Below are 14,267 nucleotides of genomic sequence, written 5' to 3' on the forward strand. Positions count from 1 at the left end.
GGGGTATAGCCCGCCGTGGGCCTGACAGCTCGCGGGTGGGGGGCCACGGCGGCGCGGCTCCGCCGCAGGTGGGGGCGTGCGTCGTACGGTGGCGCCGCGGCACGATCGAGACGGAGGGATGGCCCGTGGCACGTGCGGACGACGGGCGTCGAGGTGCCGGCACCTCGCGCGGTTCCGGCGCGCGCTCCGGCGGGGGGCGGTCCGGCGCCGCAGGCACGGGCCGGTCGGGCGGCGGGACGCGCCGGACGACGTCGGGTGGCGCCCAGGGCGCACCGCGGGGGGCGTCGAAGAACGGTGCGAAGGGCGCCCCGAAGGGCTCCGTCCGTGGCGGCGCGAAGGGTGCGGCGCAGGGCGGTCCGCGCGGCTCGACCCGGAACGGCGCGACGGCGTCCGGTAGGTCCGGCAGCAGCTCGGGCGCCCGCGCGTCGAGCTCCCGTGCCTCCAGCACCCGTTCATCCAGCACCCGGTCCTCGAGCACCCGCTCCTCGAGCACCCGCTCCTCCAGCACCCGGTCTTCGAGCGCCCGCGGCACGACGTCGCGCGCGCAGGGCGCGCGCCGGGGCGACCGCCGCGTCGCGACCGCGTCGCAGCTGGTGGCCCCCGGCGGGTCGCGCGGCGGCGCGCGCTCGGCGTCGTCCCGCCGGACGACGAGCGCCCGGCCGCGGAAGGCCGCGCCGCGCCGCGGCCGTCGTTCGCTGATCGTGTCGCTGCTCGTCGTGGTGCTGCTGTGCGCGGCGGGCGTCGCCGGCGGCTACGGTCTCGGGCAGGCCGTCGACGGAGCGCGGAGCCTGCTCGCGGGCCCGGAGAGCCTCCCCGCCGACAAGGTCGCGGCGCCCGAGCCGCTCGACGTCGGCGGGCCCGCCACCACGTGCAAGGCCGACGCCGTCGAGTTGCAGCTGTCGTCGAGCGCGCCGACGGTGACGGCGGGATCCCCGATGTCGTTCATGGTGCGGGTCACCAACGTGGGCCGGGTGCCGTGCCTGTTCGACGGCGCCGCCGCCAGCCGCGCGGTGACGATCACCGACGACACCGGCAAGGAGACGATCTGGTCGTCCGCGGAGTGCTCGGACGGGTCACGACCGCTGCTGCTCGGCCCCGAGGGCGTCGACGCCGGCGAGGTGCACTGGGCGTCCGTCCAGGGCTGCGCGAAGAAGGCGCCGGCCGTCGCGGCGGGCACGTACCGGGCGACCGCGTCGCTGGAGGACGTCCCGGGCGCCACCAGCGAGCCCCTGACGTTCACCGTCGCGTCGAAGGCGAAGCCGAAGACCACCCCGACGCCGGACGACGGGGCGAAGGGCGCGGCGGACGGCACCGCGACCGAGGACGCGGCGCAGGGCGGGACGGCGAAGGGCGGCGCGGAGTCCGATGACGGCACGACGGACGCCACGCCCGACGACGCGAAGACCGACGCCGAGGACGCCGCGGACAGGGCCGCCGACCGCAAGGCCGCCGCGGACGAGAAGGCCGCCACCGGCTGACCTGCCGGGCGGCCGCGGACCGATCGGCGTGGCGCGCCCGGCCTCGCGTAGCGTGCCGGTGTGCTCGAGCCCGTCCTGCCCCGCGACGTCCCGGACCTGACCACCTTCCTGCGCGGCGCCGATCTCACGGTGGCCGGCCTGGACGCGCCGGCCGTGCGGCTGTGGGCCCGCCGCGACGACGTGGGGATCGCGGCGAGCGCGGGCTACGAGCTCAGCGCGGACGGCCGGCACGCCCTGATCCGCAGCACCGCCGTGCGGCCCGACCTGCGCGGGCGGGGTGCCGGGCTCGCGGCCGCGGAGTTCGCCGTCGAGCGGGTCCGCGAGTCCGGGGCGGCCACCGCGTGGCTGTTCTCGCGGCGGTCGGGGCCGTTCTGGGAGCGGCTCGGCTTCACCCGCTCGACGACGGACGCGCTCGCGGCCGCCCTGCCCGACGCGCAGCAGGTGCGGCTGTTCCGCCGGACCGGTCAGCTGGACCGGGAGGTCGCGTGGAGCCTGCCCCTGCGGGGCTGAGCGGGTCCGGGCCGTCCCGCCCGCGGTCAGACGTACCGCTCGAGGATGCTGGACTCGGCGAGGCGGGACAGGCCCTCGCGCACGGCGCGGGCGCGCTGCTCCCCGACGCCGTCGACGGCCATGAGGTCGTCGACGCTCGCCGCGAGGAGTTTCTGCAGGCCGCCGAAGTGCCCGACCAGCCGCTCGATGATCGCGGCGGGCAGGCGCGGCACCTTGGACAGCAGGCGGTAGCCGTGCGGCGCGACCGCGGCGTCGAGCGCCACCCCGCCGCCGGGCAGCTCGAGGACGCGGCCGATGTGGCCGAGGTCGAGCAGCTGTGCGGAGTCGAGGGCGGCAAGGTCGGCGTGCACGCCGGCGAGGGATCGTGCGTTGCGCTCGAGCTCCACGTAGTCCCGTACGACGAAGTCGCGGTCGGCGCCGATGCCGCCGATGAGCTCGTCGAGCTGCAGGGCGAGGAGGCGGCCGTCGGCGCCGAGCTCGACGACGTACCCGTCGATCTCCTCGGAGATCCGGCGCACCATCTCGAGGCGCTGGACGACGGAGCAGACGTCGCGGACCGTGACGAGGTCCTCGATCTCCAGCGCGGACAGGGTGCCGGACACCTCGTCGAGGCGGGAGCGGTACCGCTCGAGGGTGGCGAGGGCCTGGTTGGCGCGGCCGAGGATGGTGTCCGGGTCCTCGAGCACGTGCCGGTGCGACCCGACGTAGATCGCGATGATCCGCATCGACTGGCTCACCGAGATCACGGGCAGGCCGGACTGCTTGGCCACGCGCTCCGCGGTGCGGTGCCGGGTGCCGGACTCGCTGGTCTCGATCGACGGGTCGGGCAGCAGCTGCACGGCGGCACGGCGGATGCGGGTGGCGTCGTGGTCGAGGACGCACGCGCCGTCCATCTTCGACAGCTCACGCAGCCGGGTGGCCGAGAACTGGACGTCCAGCTCGAAGCCGCCGGAGCACATCTGCTCCACCGTCTTGTCGAGGCCGAGCACGATGAGCGCGCCCGTGCGCCCGCGCAGGATGCGTTCCAACCCGTCGCGCAGCTCGGTGCCGGGGGCGACCGCGGCGAGGGTCTCCCTGAGCAGGGCATCGGAGTGCACGGAGGAGGGAGCCACGGGGGAATCCTACGACGTCAGGGGTCACTCGCCCCGGCGATCCGCCGATCGGACGCCGACCCCCGCGAGCTCGACCGCCTCGGCGAGGTGCCGGGCCTCGAGCAGCTGCATCCCGGCGGGCGCCTTGACCGACGTCCCGGCGGGCACGACGGCGCGCACGAAGCCGAGCCGTGCGGCCTCGCCGACGCGACGGTCCAGCCCTGTGACCGGCCGGATGTCGCCCGCGAGGCCCACCTCGCCGACCGCGACCGTACCGGTGGGCAGCGGCTCGCCGGTGCGGGCGGAGACGATCGCGAGCGCCGTCGCCAGGTCGGCGGCGGGCTCGGTGACCCGGGCGCCGCCGATGGTCGAGACGTAGACGTCCTGGTCGGCGAGGCGGAGCCCGGCGTGCCGGTGCAGGACGGCGAGGATCATGGCCAGGCGGGACGACTCGACGCCGCTGGTGGTGCGGCGCGGGTTGGCGAGCGGCGACGGCGCGACGAGCGACTGCAGCTCCAGGGCGAGCGGGCGGCGCCCCTCCAGGGTCACGGTGACGCACGTGCCCGGCACGCCCGCGCCGAGGTGGGAGAGGAACAGGCCGCTCGGGTCGCTGAGCCCGATGATGCCCCGCTCGGACAGCTCGAAGCAGCCCACCTCGGCGGTGGGGCCGTAGCGGTTCTTCACGGCGCGGACCATGCGCAGCCTCGAGTGCCGGTCGCCCTCGAACTGGCACACGACGTCGACCAGGTGCTCCAGCGTGCGGGGCCCCGCGACCGTTCCGTCCTTCGTGACGTGCCCGACCAGCAGCACGGGCACCTGGCGCGACTTGGCGACGGCGATGAGCGACGCCGCGACCTCGCGCACCTGGCTCACGCCGCCGGGGGCGCCGTCCACCTCGGCCGACGCGATGGTCTGCACGGAGTCGACGACCAGCAGGTCGGGCTCGTTGGCCTCGACGTGGCCCAGCACGGTGCCCAGGTCGGTCTCGGCGGCGAGCAGCAACGTGGGCGCGAGGGCTCCGACGCGCTCGGCGCGCAGCCGCACCTGCCCGGCGGACTCCTCGCCCGTCACGTACAGCACGGTCCGCGCGTCGCGGCCGTCGGCGCCGCGCGCGTAGGCGGCCGCGACGTCGAGCAGCAGGGTCGACTTGCCGACGCCCGGCTCGCCGGCCAGCAGCACGACGGCGCCCGGCACGAGGCCGCCGCCGAGCACGCGGTCCAGCTCCGGCACCTGCGTGGGCGCCGCCTGCGCGGCCGCGACGTCGATCTCCGCGATCGGCCGCGCCGGCGCCCGCCCGGGGCTCGTCGCGACCGTGCGGGGCCCGGCCGACGCCGGCCCCTCGTCCGTGACCGTGCCCCACTCCTGGCACTCGCCGCAGCGGCCCACCCACTTGGGGGTGGTCCACCCGCACTCGGTGCAGCGGTAGCCGGGGCGCGACTGCTTGGCGCGGGTGCGGGACGACGTCGTGGTGCTCACGTCGTCAGACGCTAGGGGGCGGCACCGACAGCGTCCGTCGACCGTGGACCGTCGCGCGTGACGCGCGATGATGGCGGCATGTCCTCCGCGCCCCCGGACGTGAGCCGCTTCCTGCACGACGGCCGCCTGGAGACGATGCCCCGGCGCCGGGAGCACCGGCGCGCGGTGGCGCGCTGGCTCGCGCACGCCGCGCTGCCGGCGCTGCTCGACACGGTCGGCGAGCGCGAGCTCACGGACCGGCTGGCGCGGCTGGCCGACGACCCGGTCGGGGTGCGCCGGGCCCTGGTGGACCTCGGCGTCGTGCACCGCACCCGCGACGGTGCGGAGTACTGGCGCACGGAGGTCACCGAGTTCGACGACGTCGGCTCGGCCGACGACGCCGGGCACCTGACCCTGCACCTCGACGGCGGCCGGGTCGACTCGATCGCCACGTTCTACGACGAGCTGAACCGCGTGTTCATGGCGGGCGAGGACTGGCGCCTCGGCCCGAGCCTCGACGCGCTGGACGACCTGCTGCACGGCGGCTTCGGCGCCGCGCACGGCGCGGACCGGCTCACCGTCGTCTGGCACGACTTCGCGCGCGCACGCCGGGCCCTCGGCTTCGCTGCGACGCGTGAGTACTACCGGGCGAAGCTCGCGGACCCGCGGTTCGACGCCACGCTGTTCCGGGGTCGGCTCGCCGACCTCGAGGCCGGGCGCGGCAGGACCTACGCCGAGCTGGTCCTCGAGATCTTCGCGGACCACCCCGACGTGGAGCTGCTGCTGCGCTGAGCCGGCGTCGTCGACACGCGGTGGCCGGACGCGACCGATGCCGCGCAGCGCGCCCTAGGCTGCGGGGTGCACCGCCGCCGACCCCGCAGGAGGACATCGTGAGCCAGGCACGCACGGGCGGGACCGGCCGCCCGTCGCCGGAGGTGTTCCGCCGACGGCGCATCGTGGTGGCCTCGGCCGCGGGCGCGCTGGTGCTGCTGATCGTGCTGCTGACGGCGTTCGTCTGGCCCGGCTTCGCGCGCAGCGACCCGGCGCCGCAGACCACGGTGACCGCACCGGTGCCGACGCCGACGATCTCGCCCAGCGGGCGGCCGGAGGACCAGACGTCGTTCGTCAAGGCCCAGCCGGACTCCGTGCTGGCGCTCGCGCTGCGGTCGGTCACCGAGGACAGGTCCTGGGAGGACGACGCGGACGCGGTCGAGTCCTGGCAGCTCGTCTACGCGGACCGCGACGGCGACGGCTCCACGACCGTGCAGGTGCACGCCGGGCAGTGGGAGGACGACGACGCCGCGACCGGTGCGTACGAGGCCCTGGTGAAGGCGGCGGGCGAGCCGACCGGCGAGGGCGAGGTCACCGTCGACGGCACGGCGACCGGCGCGTACGTCGTGACGCCCGGCTCCACCGCGGGCACCGCCGTCGTGACCTGGCGCAACGGCACCGCGGTGCTGCAGGCCACGGGCCCGGCGGACCTCGTCGAGGACTTCTACTCCGCCTACCCGCTGTAGGTCGGGCGGTGCCCTCGAGGACGGCCCGGACCTCCCGCGGCGACGTACCGTGGTGCCCGTGAGCGAGCAGACTGACGAGCAGGCCGGCGCCCCCACGGACAGCCGGGTGGGCGGCGTGAAGATGGCGTTCCTCGGCACGGGGAACATGGGCGAGGCGGTGCTCGCGGGCGCGCTGTCGGCGGGAGTCGCCCCCGAGGACGTGGTCGCCACCTCGCGCCGGCCCGAGCGGGGCGCCCACCTCACCGAGCGGTTCGGCGTCCGCGCGACCACGGACAACGTCGCCGCGGTCGAGGGCGCGCACGTCGTCGTCATCGGCGTGAAGCCCAAGGACGTGGGCGCGATGCTGGACCGCGTGGCCGACGCGCTCGAGCCCGGCGCCGTCGTCGTGAGCGTCGCCGCGGGGCTGCCGCTGTCGTTCTTCGAGCAGCGCCTGCCCGCCGGCACGCCCGTCGTGCGGGCCATGCCGAACACCCCGGCGCTGGTGGGCGCGGGCGTCACCGCCGTCGTCGGCGGCACGGCCGCGCGGGAGGACGACGTCGCGCTGGTGGAGCAGGTGCTCGCCGGCTCCGGGCACGTCTTCCGGGTCGCGGAGAAGGACATCGACGCGTTCGGCGCGCTCGCCGGCTCGGGCCCGGCGTACGTGTTCTACGTGGTGGACGCCATGGCCGAGGCGGGCGTGCTGCTGGGCCTGACGCGCGACGTCGCGCGCCGCCTCGCCGTCGAGACCGTGCTCGGCTCGGCCAAGCTGCTCGACGAGACGGGGGAGCACCCCGTGCTGCTGCGCGAGAAGGTCTCCTCGCCCGGCGGCACCACCGTCGCGGCGCTGCGCAAGCTCGACGACGGCGGCGTGCGCGCCGCGTTCCTCGATGCCCTCGAGGCGGCGCGCGACCGGTCCCGCGAGCTCGCCGCCGAGCACGCCTGAGCCGGGTCCGAGGGGGACGGTCGTGACCGGCGGACGGGCGCAGGACGCGGTGGGGGTCGCGCGCCGCGGGCGCCGGCCCGCGGGGCAGGACACGCGCGACGTCGTGCTGGCCGGGGCCCGCGAGGAGTTCCGCGAGCGCGGTTACGAGGCGGCGTCGGTCCGGTCCGTCGCGCGTCGTGCCGGTGTGGACCCCGGCACGGTGCGGCACTGGTTCGGCGACAAGACGCACCTGTTCACCGCCTCGCTCGGCCTCGCGGACGTCGACCCCGCGACGCTCGTGAGGGAGGCGGCCGCCGGGCCGGTCGACGGCCTGGGGGAGCGGCTCGTGCGGGCCGTCGTCGAGCTGTGGGACGCGGACGGCGGCACCACGGTGCGGCTCGTCATCCCCGCCGTGATGACCGACCCGGGGCTGCGCGGCCTGCTGCCGCAGTTCCTCGGCGCGGAGATCCTCGGCCCGCTGGTGCAGCGGCTCGACGTCGCCGACGCGCGGCTGCGGACGGCGCTCGTCGCGTCGCAGGTCGCGGGCGTGCTCATGACGCGGTTCCTCGTGCCGATCGACCCGCTGGCCTCCCTCCCGCCGGGACGGGTCGCGGAGCTCGTCGGCCCGACGGTGCAGCGCTACCTCACGGGAGACCTCCCCGGGCGCACCCAGGCCGGCTGACGACGTCCGGGGGATTGCGCGCCACCCCGCCGGGGGAGCACAATTCCTCACATGAGGAATAACGACGCCGCGGTGCGGGTCCGGGGGCTGCGCGTGGAGCGCGGCGGCCGGCCGATCATCGACGGCCTGGACCTGGCGGTGCCCGCCGGCGAGGTGGTGGGCCTGCTCGGCCCGTCCGGCTCGGGCAAGACGACGCTGCTGCGCGCCGTCGTCGGCGTCCAGGCGCGGGTGACGGGCGAGGTGAGCGTGCTCGGCGAGCCCGCCGGGTCGCCCGGCCTGCGCCGCCGCGTGGGCTACGTGACCCAGGCGGCCTCGGTGTACACCGACCTCACGGTGGTGCAGAACCTGCGGTACTTCGCCCGGCTCGCGGGCCTGCCGCGTGCCGGAGCGGAGGCCGCCGTGCGGCGGGCCGTCGCCGCCGTCGACCTGGGCGGGCACGAGAAGCAGCGCGTGGGCACGCTGTCCGGCGGCGAGCGCTCCCGGGTCTCCCTCGCGGCCGCGCTGGTCGCCGACCCCGAGCTCCTCGTCCTGGACGAGCCCACCGTCGGTCTCGACCCCGTGCTGCGCCGCGACCTGTGGGCGATGTTCCGTCGCCTCGCGGGCGAGGGGCGCACGCTGCTCGTCTCCAGCCACGTCATGGACGAGGCCACGCAGTGCGACCGGCTCCTGCTGCTGCGCGACGGCGGCCTCGTCGCCGACACCACGCCGGCCGAGCTGCTCGCCACGACCGGCGCGCCGGACGCCGAACGGGCCTTCCTCGCCCTCATCGACCAGCAGGCCGCCACGACGGGGGAAGGCTCCCGATGACGCTCACCGCCACGACCGCGGGCCGGGTGCTGGCCCAGCTGCGGTTCGACCACCGCACCGTCGCGCTCATCCTCGTGCTGCCGTGCCTGCTGCTCGGCCTCATCGCGTGGATGTTCGACGGCACTCCCGTGCTCGACCAGTTCGGGCCGATGCTCGTGGGGCTCTTCCCGCTCATCGTGATGTTCCTGGTGACGAGCGTCGCGACGCTGCGCGAGCGGCAGTCGGGCACCCTGGAGCGGCTCATGACGACGCCGCTGCGCAAGGGCGACTTCGTGGCGGGCTACGCGCTCGCGTTCGCCGCCCTCGCGCTGCTGCAGTCGCTGGTCGTCGTGGGCTTCGCGCTGGTTGTCGGGATGGACGTGCTCGGGCCGCTGTGGCTGGTGCTCGTCGTGGCGATGCTCGACGCCGTCCTCGGCTGCTGCCTCGGCCTCGCCGCGTCGGCGCTGGCCCGCACCGAGTTCCAGGCCGTGCAGATGATGCCCGCGGTGATCTTCCCGCAGCTCATCACCTGCGGGCTGCTCATGCCGCGCGACCAGATGCCCGAGGTGCTCGAGTGGCTCTCGCGCGTCTTCCCCCTCACGTACGCGGTCGAGGCGATGCAGACCCTCGCCGCCGGCGGCGAGTGGGCGGACGCGCGGGGCGCGGTCGGCGCCATCGCGCTGTTCATCGTCGGCGCCGTCGTGCTCGGCGTCGCCACTCTGCGCCGTCGCACCGCCTGACCCACAACGGTCGCGCGGTGGTCAGCGGAAGCGCGGGTCGTTCCCGGCGCGGGTGCTGACCACCAGGCCGAGCTCGTCGGCGACGTCGTCCCAGGCGACGTACGAGAACCCGGTCGCGTCGCCGCGGCCCGCCTCGACGTCCGCGCCGGTCTCCGGCTCGTCGTGCGTGACGAGCAGGCCGTGGCGGTACGGGCCGACCGGGCGGTTCGTGACGGCGAGCCCGTCGGAGCCGTTGACGTCGTCGACGCCGTCCTCGCCGGCCACCCGGAACGAGCCGAGGGCCCGGTGACGGCCCGTCGTCGAGTAGACGGCGTAGGTGTCGTCGCCCTGGCTCGAGACGATGACGTACCCCGTGCGGCCGGGGCCGTGGTAGACGTCGACGCCCTCGGCGTCGGCGGTGAGCAGGTCGCCGCCGAACGGGTTCGCGGCGACGGCCTCCTCCTGCGACGAGCCGTCCGCCGGCGAGCACTCCTCGGTCTCGGGGTCGTAGGTGTCGTGCACGCCGAAGTCGGTGACCTTGTCCACGAGCCGCGGCTCTCCCGAGCCCAGCGGCAGGGACAGGCGCCACAGGCCGACGTCCTCCTGCGCGGCGTACAGCATGCCGGTGCGCTGGTCGACGGACAGCCCCTCGAGCTGCGGGCCCACACCGGGCTCCTCGCAGGGCGTCCAGGTGGTGCCGTCGGACAGGTCGAACGACGCGGGCAGGTCGAGGTGGTCGACGTCCGCGTACCCGACGGTGCCGTCCGCGCGCGGCTCGATCCGCACGGTGCCGATGCGCGTGGTGCCCTCCTGCGTCACGACGGCGTACGCCTCGCCGTCGCGCGGCTGCCACACCGCCAGGCCGTACGCCGTCTGCTCGGAGTCGACGCCCGCCCGGTCGGGCTGGAAGAGGAAGCCCTGCTCGGCCGCGGTGATCTCGGTGAGCGGGCTCTCGGCGTCGGCGCCGTCCGGGTCGATCGCGAAGAACCGGAGCTGGTCGTTGTACCGGTCGGAGACGACGGCGACGTCCACCCGCTCGCCGCCCACCCGCAGCCCGTACGCGACGTCGACGTTGTTGTACCGGCCGGCGACGCCGTCCGCCCGCGGCGCCGGGTCCGCGGAGAGCGACTGCAGCTCGCGGCCCGCGGTGTCGTACACCCGCAGGCCGCCCTCCTTGGCGGTCGCGAGGACCAGCGAGTCGCGGGAGTCGCCCGGGTGCACCCAGATCGCCGGGTCGTCGCCGGACGCGGAGCCGCCCGCCTCGTCGTCGTACAGCGGGGGCGTCTCGACGTCGGTCGTCACGGTCCCGACGCCGCGCCCGTGGTCGTGGCCGTGCCCCCAGGCCGCGGAGGCGGGCACGACGGCGAGGGCGGGGAGCAGCAGCAGCGCCGGGAGGGCGCGTCGGGGGCTTCGCATGGCTCCGAGCGTGCCGGGCGCCGTTGGCCCGGCGGTGGCGGACGCGTGAACGGTCGCGGAACACCCGCCCGGGTCAGGGGCGCGCGGAGAACCGCTCCAGCAGGTCGGCGTGGCCCGAGCAGACCAGGAGGTCGTTGGCGCTCACTCGGGTCTCGGGGGTCGCGTACTGGAACTCCACGCCGGGTGACTTCACGCCGATCACGGTCACGCCGTACCGCTTGCGGATGTCCGACTGCGCGAGGGTGAAGCCCTGCATCTCCTTCGGCGGGCGCATCTTCACGATGGTGAAGCCGTCCTCCACCTCGATGTAGTCGAGCATCTTGCCGCTCACGAGGTGCGCCACGCGGGAGCCGGCGTCGGCCTCGGGGTAGACGACGTGGTGCGCGCCGATGCGGGTGAGGATGCGGCCGTGCTCGGCGGAGATCGCCTTGGACCAGATCTGCGGGGTGCCGAGGTCCACGAGGTTCGCGGTGATGAGCACCGACGCCTCGAGCTCCGTGCCGACCCCCACCACCGCGACGCCGAAGTCCTTCGCGCCGAGCTGGACCAGGGCCTCCGCCTCGGACGCGTCCGCCTCGACCAGCGGCAGCCGACCGGACCACTGGGCGACGAGCTTCGGGTCGCGCTCGACGGCGAGGACGTCCTGGCCGAGCCGGTCCAGCGTCGTCGCGAGCGAGGAGCCGAAGCGGCCGAGGCCGATCACCAGCACGCCCGCGTCGCGCGCGGGTGCCTTCTTCTCCGCCACTGTTCTCCTTCTCCTCGCAGGTCCAGGGTCACCCGATGATCGGGCGCTCCTCGGGGAAGCGTACGATGCGGCGCCGGTCGCGCAGCGCCAGGGCGCCCATCAGCGAGACCACCCCGACGCGCCCGACGAACATGAGCCCGCTGAGCCAGTACTTCGCGGGGTCGGGGAGGTCGGCGGTGATCCCGGTCGACAGCCCGACCGTCGCGAAGGCGGAGATCACCTCGTAGAGGATCTCCGACAGGCTGAACGGGGTCAGGCGGAGCAGCGCCAGGCACGAGACCAGCACCGCGGTCGCGCCCATGAACATCACGGCGATCGCCAGACGGATCGTGTCCCGGGGGATCCGTCGGCCGAACGCGTCGGTGTCCTTGTCGCCGCGTGCCTCCGAGAGGATGGCGAGCAGCATGACGGCGAGGGTGGTGACCTTGATGCCGCCCGCCGTCGACGCGGAGCCGCCGCCCACGAACATGAGCGCGTCCGTGACGAGCCAGGTCTCCTGGTGCATCTCGTGCACGTTCACGCTGCTGAACCCGCCCGAGCGGGGCATCACCGACGCGAAGATCGACGACAGCACCCGGGTCGGCCCGTCCTGGGCTCCGAGCGTCGCCGGGTTCGACCACTCCAGCGCGCCGATGAGCACCGCGCCCCCGAGGAGCAGCGCGAGGCTCGTGGTCACGGTCAGCTTGGTGTGCAGGGACAGCGACCGGATCCAGTGATGCCGCCGACGGCGGTGGGTCATGATGTTGAGGATCACCGGGAAGCCGAGGGACCCGATGAAGACGCCCAGCGCGATCGGCATGAGCACGAGCCAGTCCGACGCGAAGGGCAGGAGCCCGTGCTCGGTCGGGACGAAGCCCGCGTTGTTGAACGAGGAGACGCCGTAGAACACCGCGTGCCACGCCGCCAGCCCCACGGTGTCGCCGAGCGCGACGAACCGCGGGAAGAGCATGATCGCGATGGCCAGCTCGATCGTGGTGGCCGTGATGATGATGGTGCGGAGCAGGGCACCGACCTCGCCGAGCCGCTCCGTCTTGGTCTCCGACGCCGTGAGCAGCTTCTGCGTGAGACCGAGCCGACGCGACATCGCCAGGCCGACCAGGGACGCCAGCGTCATGACGCCCAGGCCGCCGATCTTGATGCCGAGCAGGATGACGACCCGGCCGTACTCGGACCAGTAGGTCGCGGTGTCGTGCACCACCAGTCCGGTGACGCACACCGCCGACGTCGCGGTGAAGAGGGCGTCGACGATCGCGGCTCCGCGGCCGGACGACGTCGCCCACGGCGGCAGGAGCAGCAGGGTGAACAGCGTGATGACGGCCGCGAAGACCGTCATCGCCAGGCGGGCCGGGTACTCGCGGGCGACCTGGTCGACCCACCCGCGCACGGCGATGGCGCGGCCGCCCCACGTCCCCGGCACCCTGCCCCCTCTCGCCCCTCAGTCGCTGGGCACAGCCTGCCACGCCGTCGGCTACCGTGACGGGATGCGCGTCGCCCGGCTGCTGTGGAGCCCCGAGCTCCTGCGTTACGACTTCGGCCCCGGGCACCCCATGGCGCCCGCCCGCCTCGACCTCACGATGCGGCTGGTCGCCGAGCTCGGTCTGCTCGACGAGCCCGCCCTGGAGCTGGCCGACGTCGAGCCCGCGCCCGACGCGCTCATCGAGACGGTGCACGACGCCGCGTACGTGGCGGCGGTGCGGCGCGCGGCCGCGGACGGCACCGCCGACCCGGCGCGCGGCCTGGGCACCGAGGACGACCCGGTGTTCCCGGCGATCCACGAGGCCGCCGCGCGCCTGGTCGCGGCGTCGGTGGACGCGGCGGAGTCGGTCTGGTCGGGGCGCGTGGCCCACGGCGTGAACATCGCGGGGGGCATGCACCACGCCCAGCGCGGCGCGGCCTCCGGCTTCTGCATCTACAACGACGCCGCCGCGGCCGTCCAGCGGCTGCTCGACCTCGGGGCGGAGCGGGTCGCGTACGTCGACCTGGACGCCCACCACGGGGATGGCGTCGAGGCGATCTTCTGGGACGACCCGCGCGTGCTCACCGTCTCCGTGCACCAGGACGGGCACACGCTGTTCCCGGGCAGCGGCAACGCGGGCGACACGGGCGGGACGGCGGCGCAGGGCACCGCGGTCAACGTGGCGCTGCCGCCGCGCACCGACGGCGCGCACTGGCTGCGAGCCGTGGACGCCGTCGTGCCCGCGGTGGTGCGCGAGTTCCGCCCGCAGGTGATCGTGTCGCAGCACGGCTGCGACGCGCACGGCAACGACCCGCTCACCGACCTCAACGTGGGCGTGGGCGCGCAGCGGACCGCCGCGCGCTGGGTGCACGACCTCGCGCACGAGCTGGCCGACGGCCGCTGGGTCGCCCTCGGCGGCGGCGGGTACGCGGTGGTCGACGTCGTGCCGCTGGTGTGGGCGAGCCTGGTGGCGGAGGCCGCGCACGCGCCCCTCGCGATCGGCATCGAGCTGCCGGAGTCCTGGCGGCGGGACGTCGAGGAGCTGTCCGGGCTGGACCCGGCCGAGCGGCTGGGCAGCGGCGACGTCGCGTGGCGCCCGTGGGCGGACGGCTACGACCCGGCCGACGACGTCGACCGCGCGATCCTCGCCACCCGCCGGCACGTGTTCCCCACCTGGGGCCTGGACCCGTACCGCGACTGACGTCACGGCGCCGTCGGACGGTCGGCGGTCGGGCGGGCTCCGGGCATCGGGTACCCTGGGGGACGGACTTTTCCGCGTTGGTCGGCTGCTCCTGGAGACAGGGCTCCTGGGACCAACCGTGTTCCACCGACCGACAAGCATTGTGAGGACCTCATGGGCTCCGTCATCAAGAAGCGCCGCAAGCGCATGGCGAAGAAGAAGCACCGCAAGCTGCTGCGGAAGACGCGTCACCAGCGTCGCAACAAGAAGTGACGTCGTCCGCCTGACGGGCGGAGCGCACGGACGAACGGGCCCGGCACCTCCACGGAGG

At 75.2% G+C, this 14,267-nt stretch carries 15 protein-coding genes; 10 read left to right on the forward strand and 5 right to left on the reverse strand.

The window, feature by feature from the left end; translation table 11 throughout:
* The first annotated feature begins 701 nt into the window (after positions 1-701).
* Together ACFUVW_RS13775 and ACFUVW_RS13780 are read left to right on the forward strand one after the other, a co-directional pair.
* A complete protein-coding gene (locus ACFUVW_RS13775; protein ID WP_430571899.1) occupies positions 702-1,478 on the forward strand; it encodes a hypothetical protein in 777 nt (258 codons plus the stop codon).
* A 60-nt stretch (positions 1,479-1,538) separates the two neighbouring features.
* Positions 1,539-1,988, forward strand: coding sequence for a GNAT family N-acetyltransferase (locus ACFUVW_RS13780; protein ID WP_430571900.1), 450 nt, complete (start codon positions 1,539-1,541; stop codon positions 1,986-1,988).
* A 26-nt stretch (positions 1,989-2,014) separates the two neighbouring features.
* Here ACFUVW_RS13780 and disA read toward each other — a convergent pair whose 3' ends face one another.
* On the reverse strand, positions 2,015-3,100 hold the full coding sequence (gene disA, locus ACFUVW_RS13785; protein ID WP_430571901.1) for a DNA integrity scanning diadenylate cyclase DisA: 1,086 nt from the start codon (positions 3,098-3,100) through the stop codon (positions 2,015-2,017).
* A 24-nt stretch (positions 3,101-3,124) separates the two neighbouring features.
* Positions 3,125-4,555, reverse strand: coding sequence for a DNA repair protein RadA (gene radA, locus ACFUVW_RS13790; RefSeq protein ID WP_430571902.1), 1,431 nt, complete (start codon positions 4,553-4,555; stop codon positions 3,125-3,127).
* Positions 4,556-4,633: 78 nt separating this feature from the next.
* Between radA and ACFUVW_RS13795 the strand changes: the two genes are divergently transcribed.
* The 6 genes from ACFUVW_RS13795 to ACFUVW_RS13820 all read left to right on the forward strand — a co-directional run bounded on the left by ACFUVW_RS13795 (position 4,634) and on the right by ACFUVW_RS13820 (position 9,160).
* Positions 4,634-5,326 carry a DUF2087 domain-containing protein gene (locus ACFUVW_RS13795; RefSeq protein ID WP_430571903.1) on the forward strand — a complete coding sequence of 231 codons (693 nt, stop codon included), beginning with the start codon at positions 4,634-4,636 and terminating at the stop codon, positions 5,324-5,326.
* A gap of 98 nt (positions 5,327-5,424) precedes the next feature.
* Complete coding sequence (locus ACFUVW_RS13800; protein ID WP_430571904.1) at positions 5,425-6,051, forward strand: hypothetical protein; 627 nt, start codon at positions 5,425-5,427, stop codon at positions 6,049-6,051.
* Between the two features lie 58 nt (positions 6,052-6,109).
* Positions 6,110-6,973: a pyrroline-5-carboxylate reductase gene (gene proC, locus ACFUVW_RS13805; RefSeq protein ID WP_430571905.1), complete on the forward strand. Its 864-nt coding sequence runs from the start codon at positions 6,110-6,112 to the stop codon at positions 6,971-6,973.
* Positions 6,974-6,995: 22 nt separating this feature from the next.
* Positions 6,996-7,634 (forward strand): TetR family transcriptional regulator, encoded by a 639-nt coding sequence (locus tag ACFUVW_RS13810; protein WP_430571906.1) that lies wholly within the window; start codon positions 6,996-6,998, stop codon positions 7,632-7,634.
* 51 nt (positions 7,635-7,685) lie between these two features.
* Entirely contained in the window at positions 7,686-8,441 is a 756-nt protein-coding gene (locus ACFUVW_RS13815; protein WP_430571907.1) for an ABC transporter ATP-binding protein, read from the forward strand.
* Positions 8,438-9,160 carry an ABC transporter permease gene (locus ACFUVW_RS13820; RefSeq protein WP_430571908.1) on the forward strand — a complete coding sequence of 241 codons (723 nt, stop codon included), beginning with the start codon at positions 8,438-8,440 and terminating at the stop codon, positions 9,158-9,160. The genes ACFUVW_RS13815 and ACFUVW_RS13820 overlap by 4 nt, the downstream gene beginning before the upstream one ends.
* A 21-nt stretch (positions 9,161-9,181) precedes the next feature.
* Here the strand turns inward: ACFUVW_RS13820 and ACFUVW_RS13825 are convergent, their stop codons facing one another.
* The 3 genes from ACFUVW_RS13825 to ACFUVW_RS13835 form a co-directional block, all read right to left on the reverse strand.
* Positions 9,182-10,555, reverse strand: coding sequence for a phytase (locus ACFUVW_RS13825; protein ID WP_430571909.1), 1,374 nt, complete (start codon positions 10,553-10,555; stop codon positions 9,182-9,184).
* A gap of 73 nt (positions 10,556-10,628) precedes the next feature.
* Positions 10,629-11,300: a potassium channel family protein gene (locus tag ACFUVW_RS13830; protein ID WP_430571910.1), complete on the reverse strand. Its 672-nt coding sequence runs from the start codon at positions 11,298-11,300 to the stop codon at positions 10,629-10,631.
* A 28-nt stretch (positions 11,301-11,328) separates the two neighbouring features.
* Positions 11,329-12,717, reverse strand: coding sequence for a TrkH family potassium uptake protein (locus ACFUVW_RS13835; RefSeq protein WP_430571911.1), 1,389 nt, complete (start codon positions 12,715-12,717; stop codon positions 11,329-11,331).
* 64 nt (positions 12,718-12,781) lie between these two features.
* Between ACFUVW_RS13835 and ACFUVW_RS13840 the strand changes: the two genes are divergently transcribed.
* Positions 12,782-13,957, forward strand: coding sequence for an acetoin utilization protein AcuC (locus ACFUVW_RS13840; RefSeq protein ID WP_430571912.1), 1,176 nt, complete (start codon positions 12,782-12,784; stop codon positions 13,955-13,957).
* 153 nt (positions 13,958-14,110) lie between these two features.
* Positions 14,111-14,209, forward strand: coding sequence for a 30S ribosomal protein bS22 (locus tag ACFUVW_RS13845; protein WP_003792170.1), 99 nt, complete (start codon positions 14,111-14,113; stop codon positions 14,207-14,209).
* The last annotated feature ends 58 nt before the right edge of the window (positions 14,210-14,267 follow it).

Source organism: Isoptericola sp. NPDC057391 (genome assembly GCF_042668085.1).
Classification (GTDB): Bacteria; Actinomycetota; Actinomycetes; order Actinomycetales; family Cellulomonadaceae; genus Isoptericola.

Excerpts from the sequence above, each read along its gene's own strand:
- ACFUVW_RS13795 (WP_430571903.1), top strand. The coding sequence starts at position 4,634 with ATGTCCTCCGCGCCCCCGGACGTGAGCCGCTTCCTGCACGACGGCCGC.
- ACFUVW_RS13815 (WP_430571907.1), top strand. The coding sequence starts at position 7,686 with ATGAGGAATAACGACGCCGCGGTGCGGGTCCGGGGGCTGCGCGTGGAG.
- ACFUVW_RS13820 (WP_430571908.1), top strand. The coding sequence starts at position 8,438 with ATGACGCTCACCGCCACGACCGCGGGCCGGGTGCTGGCCCAGCTGCGG.
- ACFUVW_RS13825 (WP_430571909.1), bottom strand. The coding sequence starts at position 10,555 with ATGCGAAGCCCCCGACGCGCCCTCCCGGCGCTGCTGCTGCTCCCCGCC.
- ACFUVW_RS13840 (WP_430571912.1), top strand. The coding sequence starts at position 12,782 with ATGCGCGTCGCCCGGCTGCTGTGGAGCCCCGAGCTCCTGCGTTACGAC.
- ACFUVW_RS13845 (WP_003792170.1), top strand. The coding sequence starts at position 14,111 with ATGGGCTCCGTCATCAAGAAGCGCCGCAAGCGCATGGCGAAGAAGAAG.